The following is a 15,688-nucleotide window of genomic DNA, read 5'->3' on the forward strand; positions in this document are numbered from 1 at the left end:
TATGTATTCTAAATCAAACACCTGTAGTCTACTTGGACTTACGGGAAATCTTGTAGAAGTTGAAAGCGATATAACATCTGGCTTGCCGGCTTTTTTGATAGTTGGTTTGCCAGATTCATCAATAAAAGAATCCAAAGAAAGAGTTAGGGTTGCTATTGTCAACTCAGGTTATAAATTTCCCCTTGGTAGAATTACAGTCAATCTCTCACCAGCAGATCTAAAAAAAGAAGGAACTCAATTAGATTTGCCAATTGCAATTTCGCTTTTATCCTCAATGGGAGTTATAAATTACGATCACGATGAATATATATTCTTAGGAGAATTGGCCTTAGATGGTAGAATCGCCCCAATTAGAGGAGCTTTAGCTATGGTTATAGCTATGAGAGAGCTTGGTTTTAGAAAATTTATTATCGCAGATGAAAGCAAGGACGAATGCGCAATAATCAACGATGTTGAAATTTATCCTTTCAAAAATTTAAACGATATTGTAAGTTTTTTAAACAAAGAAAAAGACCTTATCCCTCATAAACTAGATTTATCAAAAATCGACGATGATATTCACTATGATTATGACTTTAAGGACATAAAAGGTCAGGAAAGCCTAAAAAGAGCCTTGCAAATAGCAGCAGCTGGCAACCACAATCTATTGATGATTGGGCCTCCTGGATCTGGCAAAACTTTTTCTGCAAAACATCTGCCGACGATTTTACCTGATATGAGTTTTGATGAAAAAGTAGAGGTCACCAAAATTTATTCGATAATGGGCTTATTAGATAGGGGCAAACTTGTAAATCAAAGACCCTTTAGATCACCTCACCACAGCGCAAGCGAAGTTGCACTAATAGGAGGCGGTCATTCAATTCCAAAGCCTGGAGAAATTTCCTTAGCTCATAGGGGAGTTTTATTTTTGGATGAATTTCCAGAATTTGATAAAAAAACCATAGAATCTTTAAGAGAGCCGATAGAAAATCACGAGATAAATATTTCCAGAGCTCAAGCAAGTCTAAAATATCCTTCAGATTTTATTTTAATAGCTGCAATGAACCCATGTCCTTGTGGCAATTTTGGCAATCCCTTAAAAGAATGTACTTGTTCACAAAATGAGATTAGACGTTATCTAAATAAGATTTCTGCGCCTATATTGGATAGAATTGATATTCATATAGAAGTTGCTCCAGTAAAATATGAGGATTTAAAAGATACTTCCTATTCAAAATCATCTGATGAATTGAAAAAAGAAGTGGAAATGGCAAGAAAAATTCAAAAAGATCGCTATAAAAACGAAAAGATAAATACAAATTCAGAGCTTAGCACAGCTTTGATGAAAAAATACATAAAACTAAGTCCAGAAGTTGAAAAGCTAGCAAAACTTGCCTTTAACAAATACAATTTTTCTGTAAGAAGTTTTAACAAAATTTTAAAAATGGCAAGGACTATTGCCGACCTTGATCAGGCCAAGGATATCAGCGAAAAACATCTTTTAGAAGCAGTAAGATATAGGTCGCTTGATGGGAAATATTGGAGTAATTAATGCTAGATCAAAGAGAAATTCGTAAAAATATCGATAAATTTGTATATGATTTAATAGATTATGCTCTATCAAATGATGCAAGTGACATTCATATTGAACCAGAAGAATCTTATGCAAGGATTAGACTAAGAATTGATGGGAGATTGGATGAGATTTTAAGAATTAACAAAGAAAATTATCAAATGCTCATAACAAAGATTAAATTAATGGCAAATATGGATATAGCTGAGCATAGAAGACCTCAAGATCAAAGTCTAAAGCTTAAAGGCTTTGACATGATAGATTTCAGAGTTTCCTCAATTGGTACAATAAATGGAGAAAAGCTTGTAATAAGAGTTTTAAGCGTCTTTTCTTTTGAAAAAAGAGCAAATTTGTTGGGGTTTTCTGAAACTTCCAAAGAAATTTTGCAAAAAGCCATAAAAAATAAGTCTGGTATGATAATTTTTTCTGGACCAACAGGCTCTGGAAAATCTACTTCTCTTTATGCACTTTTAAATAAACTAAATAATGATTATGACAATATAATTACCATTGAAGATCCAGTTGAATACAATATTTGTGGGATAAATCAAATAAATATCAACGAAAAAATCGATTTTACTTTTGCTAATGCACTTAGGTCGATTCTTCGCCAAGATCCAGACATAATTATGGTTGGAGAAATAAGAGATAAAGAAACTGCTCAAATAGCTATAAGAGCTGCAATTACTGGACATCTGGTTCTTACAACTTTACATACCAATAATGCTCTATCATCAATAATTAGGTTAAAGGACTTGGGAATTGCTGATTATCTCTTATCTTCAGCCATAAATGCACTAGCAAGTCAAAGGCTAGTAAGAAAACTTTGCTCTTGCAAAAAAGAAGATACAATGACAGACTTGGAATATCAAATAGCTAGAAAATACGTGGATATTCCAAGAGATACAAAAATTTATAGACCAAAGGGATGTCCAAATTGTATGGACGGTTACAAGGGTAGAGAAGCAATAGAGGAAGTTTTTTTAATAACAGATGAATTTCGCGATCTTATAAGAGAAGGAAAAATCGACTTGGTAAGTCTAAATACTTACGCAGAAAAAAATCAATTTAAAACCATGGCTTATAACGGACTTAGCAAAGTTTTTGATGGAAGAACAAGCTTTGAAGAAGTGATGAGAGTGATCTATGATCAGATATAAGGAAAATTAATATTTATTTAAATTACTAGAGGTGATTTTTTATTAAAAAAGATCAATTATTGCAAATGTTATGGGCATAGTTCTTGGCATATTCGTTGTGCTTATCTATATTAAATTTTTTTACGATGATTGGAAAAATTCTAAACAAAATTGGAATTAGTTAAAATTTTTGGGCAGAAATTTCTGCTCTTTTTTTTGATTTATTATAAGTAATTTCAAAAAATGGTATAATATGCTTAGATTTTTTATTTTGGGGAAATTATGGAAGATAAAAATATACCTAAGCATGTGGCAATAATATTAGATGGCAATGGTCGCTGGGCAAAAAATAAGGGCATGCCTAGAACTTTTGGTCACAAGCGTGGAGCAGAAAATGTGGTTGATATAGCAATTCATGCCAAAAATTGCGGGGTTAAATATTTAACCTTGTATGCTTTTTCTACTGAAAATTGGAAAAGACCAGCAAGCGAGGTTGATTATTTGATGAAGCTTTTGATAAGCTTTGTCGAAAAAAAACTTGCTGAGCTTATGGATAATGACTGCAAGTTAAATTTCTTAGGAGATTTAGAAGCTTTACCAAGCCCAACTAAAAAAGCCTGCAAACTTGCTTTGGATAAAACAAAAAACAATAAATCTTTATTTATAAATATAGCCCTAAATTATGGTGGACGAGCTGAAATCGTTCATGCAGTAAAATCTATTATAGATAAGGGATATGAAAGCTTTGAAATTACAGAAGATTTGATAAAAGAAAATCTTTATACTAAGAATATTCCAGATCCAGATTTGTTGATTAGACCTGGTGGAGAGCTAAGAATTTCAAATTTCTTGATTTATCAAATAGCTTATAGTGAGCTTTATTTTACCGATTGCCTATGGCCAGATTTTACAAGTGATGAATTTGACAAGGCGATAGAAGCTTACAAAAAAAGAAATAGAAGATTTGGAGATATCAAATGAATCTTTTGCTTAGAACTTTTGGCGGGGTAATTATACTTTTTATTATGCTTGTAATTACCTTCTTTGGTCACAATACTCTTAGTTTGGGTGTTGCTATATTTTCTTTGATTGCTATTAAAGAAATGGCCAATGCTTTTAATAAAAAAGGAATATTTCCTCCTTGGGGACTTCTAATGGTATGCGATTTGCTTATTATTTCTGGAGCTTATCTTCTAAATACAGAAATTTATACACTTGCCATTATTTTCTCAATATTTTTGGTTTTGGTTTATATGATTTTTAATACCAAAAACACCATAGAAGATGTTTTTACAAGCTTATTTATCTTAATGTATGTCCCAGTGCTTATGGGAAATATTATAAGAATAGTTGATGATAGATATGTATGGCTTTTGTATCTAACCAGTTGGGGATCTGATACTTTTGCCTATCTTGTAGGATCTACTATCGGCAAACACAAAGTAAAATCAATCGCTCATATTAGCCCAAATAAAACTATTGAAGGTGCTGTTGGTGGAATTTTGGGAGCAGTTATTTTAAATTGTATTTATGTGAAATATTCTTCACTTAATATAGAATTAATATATGTTATTGTATTTTCAATTGTAGGATCTTTTTTATCAGAAATTGGAGATTTGATAGCATCCTATATAAAAAGACAAACTGGAATAAAAGATTTTGGCGACCTAATACCAGGTCATGGTGGGATTATGGATAGATTTGATTCAATGATTTTCATAGCGCCACTTTTATATCTTTTTTCCATTATTTAAGGAGTTTAAATGAAAACAGTTATTATAGCCATAATTATGTTCTTACTTTTGGTGACAATCCACGAGTTCGGGCATTTTATAGTGGCGAAATTATCAGGAATAAAAGTAAATGAATTTGCAGTTGGCATGGGACCTGCGATTTATTCAAAAGAAAAAGGGGAAACCTTATATTCTCTAAGGATCTTGCCAATCGGAGGCTATTGTGCCATGGAAGGAGAAGATGAATCTTCATCAGATCCTAGAAGTTATGACAATGCGCCAGCTTCTAGAAGATTTCTAACGATCCTTGCAGGACCTTTTATGAATTTATTATTAGCAGCAATTATTTTTTCTGTAGTTATTTTTAATACAGGAACTGCAAGCACAAAAGTTGGAGGATTTTCTGAAAATTCAAAGGCAAAAGAAGCAGGTATTGAAATTGGCGATCAAATACTTAAAGTAAATGATGAAAATATTTCTGAATTTGCCGATATTTCAAAAGTCTTGGCTAAGTTTTATGAAGAAAACGACAAGGATTTGCCTGTAGAAGTTTTAGTAAAAAGAAATGATGAGGAAAAATCTTTTACCATAAAACCTTATTTTGAAAAAAATACAGCCTTTCTTGGTGTAAGTTCTAAGCTAAGAGATGTGGGATTTTTTGAATCTATAGGCCTTGGCTTTAAGGAAATGAACAAGAATGTAAAAATGATTTTTGCTATTTTAGGTAATTTATTTACAGGAAAATTATCAGTTAAGGCTTTAAGTGGGCCAGTTGGAGTTGTAAAAGAAATAGGAAATCAAGCCAATAATGGACTAATGAATCTCTTGTATTTCTTGGCATATATCAGTGTTAACCTTGGAGTTTTTAACCTAATACCGTTTCCAGCTTTGGATGGTTCAAAACTTGTGACAAACCTTTATGAGATGATTACAAAGAAGAAAGTTAATAAGAAAATCGAAGAAAAAGTAACTATTGTTGGTTTTGTAATACTTTTAAGCCTAATATTATTAGTTACAATAAAAGATGTTTTTACACTTTTTTAAGGAGATGTAATGAGAAAAAAAACTAGACAAATTTTTGTAGGAGATGTTGGAATTGGAGCTAACTCTCCTATTTCTATCCAATCAATGACAACATTTAAGACAAGCGATATAGAAAATGTTGTAAAACAAATCAACGACTTAGAAAAAGCGGGCTGTGATATATCAAGATCTGCCATAAATGACATGGATGATGCTAAAGCAATTTCAAAGATAAAAGAGATGACAAATCTTCCTTTTGTGGCAGATATACAATTTGATTATAAATTAGCTTTGGCAGCAGTAGAAAATGGCTGCGATTGTTTAAGATATAATCCTGGAAACATCGGCTCTTCTGATAAGGTAAAAAAAATAGTAGAAGCTTGCAAAGATAAAAATATTCCAATAAGAATCGGAGTTAATTCCGGGTCGATTTCCAAAGAAATAATCGATAAATTTCATGGAGTAAATGCAGATAGCCTTGTGGCAAGTGCTATGGAAGAGATAAAAATCTTGGAAGATATGGACTTTTACGATATCAAAATTTCCGTAAAATCTTCTGATGTAAATACCATGATCGACGCTTACAGGAAATTATCAGCTCTTTGCGATTATCCTTTGCATTTGGGAGTAACAGAAGCTGGACCTTTGTACCAAGCTTTAGTCAAATCCTCAATAGGAATTGGATCTTTGTTAAAAGATGGAGTTGGAGATACCATAAGAGTTTCTATAACAGGAGATCCAATAGAAGAAGTAAAAGCTGCAAAGGCAATACTAAAAGCCCTAAATTTAAGAAGCGATGGACTTGATATAGTTTCTTGTCCAACTTGCTCTAGAACAAGTGTAGATTTGGAAAAAATCGTAGAAGAAGTTGAAAAAAAGACCGAAGACCTAAAAATAAATGCAAAAGTTGCAATAATGGGCTGTCCAGTCAACGGTCCAGGGGAATCAAAAGAAGCGGATTATGGGATATCTGCTGCAAATGGTATGGGATTCTTGTTTAAAGATGGCAAGACCATAAAAAAAGTAAAAGAAGAAGAAATTGTCGATACGCTTGTAGATGTATTAAAAGAAAGCAATCTAAATGAAAATTGATTTATGTAAATTTATTGAAATAAAGGAAAATGAATATTTTATAAGCTCTGCTATTTATAATAAAAATAAAAACGAGCTTAAATTAGCAATAGAATCAACAAATGAAAATCTTGATGATGAGCTTATAAAAAATCTAGAAGCTTATTTTTCTTATTTGACATTAATGATCGATTATAAAAGTGAAGAAAATAATATTTCAAATAAAGAAAAAGAAGAAATTAACTTAAATTCAGCTAAAAATTCTGATGGCGATGAAAAAAGCAAGGAAAATGACAAGGAAATTTCTCCTAAGGAAGATACTTATCAAAACTTCTTAGCAAGCAAAGAAGAAGATTTATTAAATAGGATAAGTATAGCCATTAACAAAAAAAAACCAGAAGAAAAAAAAGAAGATTGCAAAAAAGAAACTCTTAAATTTGGCAGAAAAATCAAAGACGATGTAATTTCAATATCAGATATTTATGATAAAAAAGGTCTAGGAGTTGTACTTATAGGAAAAGTTTTTGCCCTTGATGTCTTTGAAACCAAAAATCATTCTTTTATCTACACTTTTGACCTTGAAGATGAAACTGATGCCATAAGTTGTAAGATTTTTGCAAGTGAAAAAACAAATTTCAAGCTAAAAAATCTTAAAGAGGGAATTGGAGTAAAAGTTCAAGGAGTTCTTAATTACGATGATTATGCTCATGATGAGATTTTTACCATAAATTCCTTAGAAGAAGCTCAACTAAGCAAAAAAATTGACACGGCCGATGAAAAAAGAATTGAACTTCAACTTCATAGCAAAATGACCAACTTAGATGGTTTTGTCGATAATGTTGATATCGTAAATGTATTAAAAGATTGGGATTGGGAAGCTATTGGAATTACTGATACCGAAACTTTGCAAGGATTGCCAGATTTATATGAAGCTATCAAAAAAACCGGCAAAAAAATGCTTCCTGGAGCAGAATTGCTTTTGGTAGAAGATGAACTAAGAATTTTAACTAATTTATCAGAAAAAGAAGTCCCTGAAATTAATGACATCAAAGATCAAGAATTTGTTGTTTTCGACTTAGAAACTACTGGTTTATCAAGATTTGCTGACAAGATCACAGAAATTGGTGCTGTTAGAATAAAAAACGGAGAGATTACAGAAACTTTTAATGAATTAGTAAATCCAGAAAAATTAATTCCAGAAAAAGTTACAGAATTAACTGGCATAACTAACGAAATGGTTATGGATAAGGCAAAAATTGACCAAGCTTTGCCGAGATTTTTAGATTTTGCAAAAGATACAATTTTAGTTGGACAAAATTCTGACTTTGATATTGGTTTTGTAAGAGAAAATGCCCACAATTTAGGAATAGAATTTAAACCAATATATATGGATACTTTGCCTATGGCTCGTTCTTTATTTGAAGACATGAGTAGATTTTCTCTTGATAAAATCGCCAGAAAATTAAATATTCCAGCCTTTAACCATCACAGAGCAAGCGATGATGCAAGAGCTACAGGTCAAATCTTTATAAAAATGTTTAAGATGATCGTAAAAGATGGAATTAATCTTTCTAATATTAATAGTTTTTCTACGAATTATCCAAAGGCAAAACATGAGAATTTTTCTGCTATAGTTTTTGCTAAAGATGAAATCGGTTTAAAAAACCTCTACAAACTTATTTCAAAATCAAGGATGGAAAACTTTGACAAAGAAGCAAGAACTCCTATTTCTCTTCTTAAAGAATTTAGAGAAGGCTTACTTATAGGAAGTGGAGGCCATGAAGGGATTTTATTTTCATATTTATTAAATGATTATCCAAGAAGAAAAATCGAAGAGCTTGTAGAATTTTTTGACTTTTTCCAAGTCGAGCCTTTGGGAATATTTGCCGATGAAGTTAGCAAAGCTCATATGAGAAATTTTGAACAAGTAAAAGATATAAATAAAAAAATAATAAGTTTAGCTAAAAATAGCGGCAAATTAGCTGTGGCAACTGGAGGAGTAAGATACTTAAAAGCGGAAGATTACATGCTTAGAAATATCTTACATAAGGGTCAATACTTTAGATACCACGAAAATAAGCCTTTATATTATCTAAGAACTACCAAAGAAATGCTTGAAGGATTTTCTTATTTGGATGATGATTTGGCAAAAGAGATTGTCATCGACAACCCTAAAAAAATCGCAGGATCTATCAAGGACATAAGGCCAATCCCACCTGGAACTTTCCCACCCAAAATTGAAGGCTCTGAAGAAAAACTTAGGGAAACTTGCTTTAATAAGGCAAGGGAAATTTATGGAGATCCTCTGCCAAAAATTGTAGAAGAAAGATTAGAAAAAGAACTAAACTCTATTATTTCCAATGGTTATGCAGTTTTATATATCATCGCAAAAAAATTAGTTGGCAAATCCAATGAAGATGGATATTTGGTTGGATCGAGAGGTTCTGTAGGCTCATCTTTTGCAGCAACTATGGCTGGAATTACTGAAGTAAATCCTTTATCTCCTCATTACGTTTGCCCAAAATGTAAATACAGCGAATTTTTTGAAGAAGATAGATTGGGAGCTGGAATTGATTATCCTGATAAAACTTGTCCTAAATGCGGAAGTCCACTAAATAAAGATGGTCACAACATTCCATTTGAAGTTTTCTTAGGTTTTGAGGGAGATAAGGAACCAGATATAGATCTTAATTTTGCAGGAGAATATCAACCTACAATTCATAAATATACCGAAGAATTATTTGGAGAAGGAAAAGTTTTTAGAGCTGGAACAATTGGAGCTATCCAAGATAATACGGCCTTTGGTTATATAAAAAAATATAGCGAAGAATACAAGGAAGAATTTACCAACGCTCAAATAAGAAAACTTCAAAGAGGTCTAAAGGATGTAAAAAGAACCACAGGTCAGCATCCTGGAGGACTTATAATAGTGCCAAATGACATAGATATTTTTGACATAACGCCTATCCAATATCCAGCAGATGACCCAAATGGAGATATAAAAACAACACATTTTACCTACAATATGATGCATGAAACTTTGTTAAAACTTGACCTTCTAGGCCACGACGTTCCAAGTATAATTCGTGCCTTGCAAGATTTAACAGGAACTGATCCTTTAAAAATTAAAATGGGCGATCCAAAAGTTATGGACATATTTTCAAGCACTAAAGAGCTAAATATAAAGCATGATTTCTCAAATAACGAGATAGGAACTTTGGGCATACCAGAATTTGGAACAAATTTTGTAAGAGGAATGCTTAAAGAAACTTATCCGAGGAAATTTTCAGAAATGACCCGCATTTCTGGTCTATCCCACGGAACTGACGTTTGGAATAATAACGCAAAAGATTTGATAACAAGCCATACTGCAGACTTTGATGAAATTATCTCAACTCGTGATGATATTATGAACTCTCTTATCCAAAAAGGTCTTGATAAGAAAAAATCTTTCCAAATAATGGAAATAGTGAGAAAAGGCAGATCTCTATCAGAAGAACAGCTTGATTATATGAGAGAAAATGGAGTGCCAGAATGGTATATAGAATCATGTCTAAAGATAAAATATCTTTTCCCGAAAGCTCATGCAGTTGCATATTGTCTAATGAGTTATCGTATAGCTTATTACAAAGTTTATTATCCAGAAGCGTTTTATGCAACATATTTTAACACAAAAGTTAATGACTTTGTCTATTCTATAATAATAAACGGACTTCAATCTATCCAAAGCGCGCTCAATAGCTACAAAGACAGATTTGATCTTACTGCTCGTGATGAAAATATTAGAAAAGTTCTAGAAGTTGCTGAAGAAATGTATGCAAGAGATATACAAATTGACAAGGCCGATTTGTACAAATCAGATAGCAGAAAATTCATCCTAAGCGACAAAAAAGGCTATATTTTGCCACCTTTATCAGCAGTAGATAATGTTTCAGAAGCAATGGCAATTGATATAGTAAATGAAAGAGAAAAAAGTGAATTTATATCAGTCGAAGACTTAAATCAAAGAACTTCGCTAAACAAAAATGCCATGGAAGCTTTAAAAACTTTCGGCATCATAGATGGTATGGGAGAAGAAAATCAAATGAGTTTATTTGATGGACTCTTTTAATAAATTAAACTACTAATTAAATATTAGTAGTTTTTTTTATTTGAATATTGACTTTCATTATAATTGGTGTTATATTATACATATAACATATATAAATTAAAATTAGGAGCAAATTATGGAAAAAGATAAAAGAAAAGGTCTGATAATTACATTATTAATCATTCAATCTATAGTTTTTGCAATTTTGACAAGTTTTTATCTTGATTATAAATATAAAGAAAATTTTTCTAATATTGCCAAAGAATATAAGGAGATTTCTTTAAATAATATAGAATTTGATAAAAATAAGGCTGTTGGAGACTATTTGGAGCGATTTTTATCAGAAAAAAATGCTATTTTCTTAAAGCAAAAAGATGATTATGATTATGCGGGCAAAAAATTAGTGCACGTAACTTACATTAGCGGAGACTATGAAGGAAGAAAAGCTGATCTAAATTTATCGTTTTTGAACCAAAAATATGCAAGCGATCAAAGCTTTAAAAAATTAAAAGAAGATGGTGGAACGATAGGATTATTAAATAGCGATTATGAAATGATTGAGAAGACTCCAAAATTTATTATGGGAGATTCTTACGCCTTTATAAATCTAATTGGAATGGGTAGACTCCAAGGCTTTAACGGAAAATATAAGGCTATTGGATTAACTGATGATGATGTCAAAGAATTTTACGAGAAAATTTCAGAAATTACTGGAAAATCTATAGATGATATCAAAAATCAAACTGGTGGCATGGTAACAATGGGCGAAAATATTCCTTTATCATTTATTGGAATATATCTTGTAGTTAGTCTTGTTATTTTGGCCATGCTAATAATTATTACAGTTTCTAAATTAGAAGATATGGGAGTTTATCTGCTTCAAGGCTGGTCAAAGGGCGAATACATAAAAAGTATTTATGGACCTTTTAATAAAATCGCCTACATTTTACCGATTTTGTTTATTCCTTACGGATTTATTTTGTGTATGGGAAGCTTTAAAAGTCTGAAATACTATGGAATTTTCCTACTGGCAGGACTTTTAAATTTAATTTTGTTTTTGATTTTTGAATTTTTGGTTTCTTTGATACTAAGGACGGTTAAACCAATTGCTGCCATGCATGGAAGAATTAGCAAAAAAGGACTACTTGCTTTTGGAATATTTTTGTATATTTTGGTAAATGTTTCAACAAGCTTCTTATCTTTATCAGGAATTGATAAGTCAGTAGCAGAGCTAGTTAATCAAATAGAAACGAAAAATAGCTGGGAAGAAGTTTCTGATTATTATGTAAATACAACGTTTAATATTGGTAATGACTATATGAATCCTCAAAATGGTGAAACTCCAACAATAGACAATGATTTTATAGATTTTTATAAATCAATTGCTGGCAAAGAAGGAGTAAAAACTATTCACACTGAATTTTATAGGGGAGAAAATTATGAAATATTTAAAAAGGAAAATGTTTATAAATATCCGCCAAATTTCTCCTTTGTAGAATTTAAGGCAGATAAAAATTATATTAGCGAAGATATGGGAATAGAAATTACAAATCAGATGACGGATTTTGCCGAAAATGGATATCGTGTATATTTAATCCCAAAAACTTTTACAAAAGATCAAAAAAACCAATTAGAAAAATATTTTACCGTAGATGATATAAAGAAAAATCAAGAATATGCCGACAAAGATTCCTATGACTTCCCTAAAATAAAAGGAGCAAAATTCTTTACTTATGAAAACGACAGAGAATATTTTGCCTTTCCAACTGATAAAGATGACGATAGATATGAGGATAAATTTCCTCTAAAGACTAATGAAGCTGTTATTTCATTAATCACTCCAGAAAATATCCTTTATTTTGAGGCTAAGTCCTTGCTAGGAGGAGGCGAAACTAATTCAACAATTAAGCTAAATCAAGAAGCTTACGATAAGTATATAAATAAAGAATATTACAAAAAATTTAATTTAGACGATAATATGCCAGAATTTGTAAAGATTAAAGATCTTATTACTGGAATGATAAAAAGTCTTGCCCAAAGTATCGGAACTTTTGTATTAATCGCCATGCTATTTTCTGCTATGTGCATATTGATATTACTTACATTGATAAATCTTTATAGGGAAATTTATTTAGAAGAAGTAAATATCAAAAAATTCCTAGGCTATGACAACAAAAAAATCTATAAGCCACTTTGGCTGGTAATAATTATTGCAAGCTTGATAAATTTATCGGTAGCCCTAATATGCCAATCTATTTTTGGCTTAATCCTAGCTCTAATAATTGGAGCTATGCAAATTATATTTATGATAAAACTAACAAAAAGAGATCAATTTAATCTGTTAGTAGAATTTTTGAAATAGGAGCATGTATGAAACATTTACAAATAAAAAATATATCAAAATCATTTGGCAAGAAAAAAATAATCGACAACTTTTCTTTAGACCTAGAAAAAAACGAGATCCTTGCCATAGTTGGCAAAAGTGGTTCTGGCAAATCAACCTTATTAAATATGATTGGACTTTTAGAAGAATACGATAGCGGAGAAATTTTACTAAAAGAAAAACCACTTCCAAATATTAATAGCAAAGAAGCAACCCTTATAAGAAGAAATGAAATAAACTATGTATTTCAAACAAACGCTCTTGTTAGCTCAAAAAGTGTAAAGGATAATCTTTTAATTGCCATGGAATATGTTAAAAAATCCAAAGAAGAAAAAGATAAGGATATAAAAAAGATTTTAGAAAAACTAGAAATCTTAGATTTGTTAGATCAAAAAATTAATACCATATCCGGTGGAGAAGCCCAAAGAGTTGCCATAGCAAGATGCGTATTAAAGCCTGGAGATTTGATATTGGCAGATGAACCAACAGGATCCCTTGATCCAAAAATGAGCGATGAAGTCTTTAAATTACTTTTAAGTTTAAGAGATCTTTACGATAAAACCATAATAATTGTAAGCCACGATATGAAATTAGCAAATAATTGCGATAGGATAATCGACATTGACAAGTAAAATGAGGTTAAAATTCAAAAAGTTCTTGAGATTTCAATTGAATTGTTAAAAAAAGACAAGTATAATAAATTTAGTTAAAAGAGTGGGAGATTTTCCGCTCTTTTATATTGTATTAGCAAGGGATGGTAAGATGGATTTAATTAATAAACTTAAAGAAAGCTTTGAAGAAGATATAAATACACTTGGATATGAACTTTGCGACATAGAATTTAAGGGTGGAAAGGATGGGAAAATCCTAACTTTTTATATCTATGATGAAGATGGAATAACTATTGAAGATTGTGAAAAAGTAAGTAATTTCATTGATGAGAAACTTGACGAGCTTGATTTAATCAAATCTAGCTACTATCTGGAGGTATCAAGTCAAGATTTGTCAAGACCACTAAAAACTGACAGAGATTTGATTAGAAATTACAAGGAATTACTAAAAGTTAAGCTAAAAAATGGGAATAGTTTTTTAGGACATATCGAAGAAATTAACGATGATGATTTACTTTTTAGCCTAGAAAAATCAAATGAAGAAAAAAAATCAGTGCCAAGAGAAGAAATTAAGCAAATAAACATTGAAATTGTTTTTTAAGGAGAATTGATGAATGAAGATTTCATGCTAGCCCTAGACGAGCTAGAGAAGGAAAAAAACATCGATAAAGAAATAATACTTGATGCCCTTGAAAAGGCTCTAGTTAAAAGTTATCAAAAAAACTACGACAACGCAGAAAATGTGGATGTAGTTATAGATAAAGAAACTGGAAATATAGAAGTATTTGCCCTAAAAGATGTTGTTGAGAACGTGGATAATAGAGTAAATGAGATTTCTTTAAAAGATGCTAAAGAAATTGATAAAAATCTAGAAATTGGAGATGTGGCAAGAATAAAAATTGCCCCTAAAAATTTCGGTAGAGTAGCAGCTCAAACTGCAAGAAATATTGTAATCCAAAAAATTAGAGATGCACAAAGAGATTCTGTCTATGGTGAATACGTAGATAGAGAAAATGAAATGATAACAGGAACAATCCAAAGAGAAGATAAATTCAATGTTTATGTAAATCTTGACAAAATTGAAGGAGTTGTTCCAGTAAAAGAGCAAGTTGCAGGCGAAAAATATATAGCAAATGAAAGAATGAAATTTCTTATAAAAGATGTAAGAAGTTCCTCAAAAGAACCTCAAATTATTCTTTCACGTGCAAGCGAAAATCTAGTAACAAGACTTTTTGAACTTGAAGTTCCAGAAATCACAGATGGAATCATCGAAATATATTCCATAGCAAGAGAAGCTGGAAGCAGGACAAAAATAGCCGTATTTTCAAATGATGATGGCATAGACGCTGTTGGAGCTTGCATAGGATATAAAGGTATTCGTGTAAATTCTATAGTAGAAGAATTACAAAATGAAAAAATAGACATAATAAACTATGACAAAGACATTAAAAAATTCATTTCAAATGCTCTTTCACCAGCAGATATAGTAGAAGTTTTGGTAAATGAAAACAAAAAACAATCACTAGTAGTAGTAAATGAATATCAACTTTCCCTAGCTATAGGAAAAGAAGGCCAAAATGCAAGGCTTGCTGCAAGATTAACCGGTTGGAAAATAGACATAAAATCAAAAGAAGATTTTGATAAGATGAGTAAAGATGAAATCGACCAACTACTTGGATTAGTAGAAAATTCTGATAGCAAAGATAAAGAAGAAATATTATCCGAAGATGAATTTAAAGTAGCAAATACTGATGAGAGTATTTTGGATAACGAAGAAGTAAACGAAGACCATGATTTAGAGGAATTAGAATAAATGGCAAAAATAAAAAAGATTCCACAAAGAAAATGTATTGCTTGTGGGAAGCTTTATGACAAAAAAGATCTCCTTAGAATAGTAGACAATAAGGAGCTTGGAATTGTAATAGATGAAACAGGAAAACTTAACGGTAGAGGAGCCTATATTTGCAAAAACAAGGCTTGTCTTGAAGAAGTTAAGAAGAATAATAAGCTTAATCGAGTATTCAAACAAAAGATTGATGACAAACTTTATGAGGAGATAGAAGCTTATGAAATAAAGTAAGGGGTA

Annotated in this window: 12 protein-coding genes; all 12 read left to right on the forward strand. The window is 31.1% G+C overall.

Annotated elements, in window-relative coordinates:
- Position 1 precedes the first annotated feature (1 nt).
- The 12 genes from CS884_RS01450 to rnpM all read left to right on the forward strand — a co-directional run bounded on the left by CS884_RS01450 (position 2) and on the right by rnpM (position 15,682).
- Positions 2 to 1,531, forward strand: coding sequence for a YifB family Mg chelatase-like AAA ATPase (locus CS884_RS01450; protein WP_099320322.1), 1,530 nt, complete (start codon positions 2 to 4; stop codon positions 1,529 to 1,531).
- Positions 1,531 to 2,712: a GspE/PulE family protein gene (locus CS884_RS01455; RefSeq protein ID WP_099320323.1), complete on the forward strand. Its 1,182-nt coding sequence runs from the start codon at positions 1,531 to 1,533 to the stop codon at positions 2,710 to 2,712. Before CS884_RS01450 ends, CS884_RS01455 begins: the two co-directional genes overlap by 1 nt.
- A gap of 261 nt (positions 2,713 to 2,973) precedes the next feature.
- Positions 2,974 to 3,672 (forward strand): isoprenyl transferase, encoded by a 699-nt coding sequence (locus CS884_RS01460; RefSeq protein ID WP_099320324.1) that lies wholly within the window; start codon positions 2,974 to 2,976, stop codon positions 3,670 to 3,672.
- The gene (locus CS884_RS01465) at positions 3,669 to 4,445 is read left to right on the forward strand and encodes a phosphatidate cytidylyltransferase (RefSeq protein ID WP_099320325.1); all 777 of its coding nucleotides are present in this window, start codon (positions 3,669 to 3,671) and stop codon (positions 4,443 to 4,445) included. The genes CS884_RS01460 and CS884_RS01465 overlap by 4 nt, the downstream gene beginning before the upstream one ends.
- Positions 4,446 to 4,454: 9 nt before the next feature.
- The gene (rseP, locus tag CS884_RS01470; protein WP_099320326.1) at positions 4,455 to 5,468 is read left to right on the forward strand and encodes an RIP metalloprotease RseP; all 1,014 of its coding nucleotides are present in this window, start codon (positions 4,455 to 4,457) and stop codon (positions 5,466 to 5,468) included.
- Between the two features lie 9 nt (positions 5,469 to 5,477).
- Complete coding sequence (gene ispG / locus CS884_RS01475; protein WP_099320327.1) at positions 5,478 to 6,539, forward strand: flavodoxin-dependent (E)-4-hydroxy-3-methylbut-2-enyl-diphosphate synthase; 1,062 nt, start codon at positions 5,478 to 5,480, stop codon at positions 6,537 to 6,539.
- Positions 6,529 to 10,629: a PolC-type DNA polymerase III gene (locus CS884_RS01480; protein WP_099320328.1), complete on the forward strand. Its 4,101-nt coding sequence runs from the start codon at positions 6,529 to 6,531 to the stop codon at positions 10,627 to 10,629. The genes ispG and CS884_RS01480 overlap by 11 nt, the downstream gene beginning before the upstream one ends.
- A 115-nt stretch (positions 10,630 to 10,744) precedes the next feature.
- Positions 10,745 to 12,970 (forward strand): hypothetical protein, encoded by a 2,226-nt coding sequence (locus tag CS884_RS01485; RefSeq protein WP_099320329.1) that lies wholly within the window; start codon positions 10,745 to 10,747, stop codon positions 12,968 to 12,970.
- An 8-nt stretch (positions 12,971 to 12,978) separates the two neighbouring features.
- Positions 12,979 to 13,623, forward strand: coding sequence for an ABC transporter ATP-binding protein (locus tag CS884_RS01490; RefSeq protein WP_099320330.1), 645 nt, complete (start codon positions 12,979 to 12,981; stop codon positions 13,621 to 13,623).
- Between the two features lie 130 nt (positions 13,624 to 13,753).
- A complete protein-coding gene (gene rimP, locus CS884_RS01495) occupies positions 13,754 to 14,203 on the forward strand; it encodes a ribosome maturation factor RimP (protein WP_099320331.1) in 450 nt (149 codons plus the stop codon).
- 9 nt (positions 14,204 to 14,212) lie between these two features.
- Positions 14,213 to 15,415 (forward strand): transcription termination factor NusA, encoded by a 1,203-nt coding sequence (nusA, locus tag CS884_RS01500; protein ID WP_099320332.1) that lies wholly within the window; start codon positions 14,213 to 14,215, stop codon positions 15,413 to 15,415.
- Positions 15,416 to 15,682: an RNase P modulator RnpM gene (rnpM, locus tag CS884_RS01505; protein ID WP_099320333.1), complete on the forward strand. Its 267-nt coding sequence runs from the start codon at positions 15,416 to 15,418 to the stop codon at positions 15,680 to 15,682.
- Positions 15,683 to 15,688: the final 6 nt, after the last annotated feature.

Source organism: Anaerococcus sp. Marseille-P3625, from assembly GCF_900232825.1.
Lineage (GTDB): Bacteria > Bacillota > Clostridia > Tissierellales > Peptoniphilaceae > Anaerococcus.